This window comes from Vibrio sp. B183, from assembly GCF_000740665.1.
Taxonomy (GTDB): Bacteria; Pseudomonadota; Gammaproteobacteria; order Enterobacterales; family Vibrionaceae; genus Vibrio; species Vibrio coralliilyticus.
On sequence record NZ_JPQB01000052.1, the window covers coordinates 1 to 977 of the forward strand.

General features: G+C 37.6%; 2 protein-coding genes. Both read left to right on the forward strand.

Features of this window, described 5'->3' with window-relative positions; translation table 11 throughout:
• Positions 1-56: 56 nt before the first annotated feature.
• Positions 57-308 carry an SPFH domain-containing protein gene (locus tag IX95_RS26915; RefSeq protein WP_443082999.1) on the forward strand — a complete coding sequence of 84 codons (252 nt, stop codon included), beginning with the start codon at positions 57-59 and terminating at the stop codon, positions 306-308.
• Positions 309-339: 31 nt separating this feature from the next.
• Complete coding sequence (hflC, locus tag IX95_RS26920; RefSeq protein ID WP_235202671.1) at positions 340-879, forward strand: protease modulator HflC; 540 nt, start codon at positions 340-342, stop codon at positions 877-879.
• Positions 880-977 lie beyond the last annotated feature (98 nt).

Here is a 977-nt window from a genome sequence, read left to right on the forward strand (position 1 = left end):
TTATCACTCAGTTTGGAAAGCCAATAGGGAAACCTATTGTTAATGCTGGATTAAAAATAAAAGTACCGTATATTCAAGAAATTAATACTATCGACAAACGAGTGTTGGAATGGGATGGTCGCCCTTCCGACATGCCAACAAAAGATAAACTGTATATTTCTGTAGACTTGTTTGCTCGATGGCGAATCGTTGACCCGCTTCAATACTTTTTACGTCTCAAAGATGAACGCAGTGCACAATCTCGACTAGACGATATTTTGGGTAGTGAGACACGCAATGCTGTAGCAAAACATGAATTGATCNNCTAACAAAAATCGCAAACCATTACGAGATCCATTATTGAGTGAGGCTGAAAGAGAGCTGAAAATAGGTGCCTTAGTTCCTATCCAAAAAGGTCGCCAATTTGTAGAGCAAGAAATATTCTCTGCAGCGTCAGAAAAAATAAAAATCTTTGGCATTGAGTTGCTCGACATTAGATTTAAACGTATTAATTACAATGAAAGTGTTCGCCCTAAAATTTATGAGCGAATGATTAGTGAACGTCGTCAAATTGCAGAACGTTTTTTATCCGAAGGAAATGGGGAGGCTGCGAGGATTCGAGGTGACAGAGTAAGAGACTTGGATAAGATTCAATCTGAGGCCTATCGTGAAGTCGAAGAGATTCGAGGACAAGCTGACGCTAAAGCCGCCGAAATTTATTCATCAGCTTACAATAAAAATCCTGAAACAAGACAATTTTATGAATTCACACGAACGATGCAATCTTACTCGACCGTTATTTCAGAGAACACAACGCTTGTTTTGTCTACTAATAGTGACTTATTCATGTTTCTTAATGGTATTGATAGAAATAAAAATATCACAGTTGAAAAACAATGAGTAAAAGAGAAAAAACAACACCAACCAATCTAACTCGCCTACCCAAAGGGTATATTGATTGGATCTCTCAACCAATATACCGTTTCATACATGTTGAA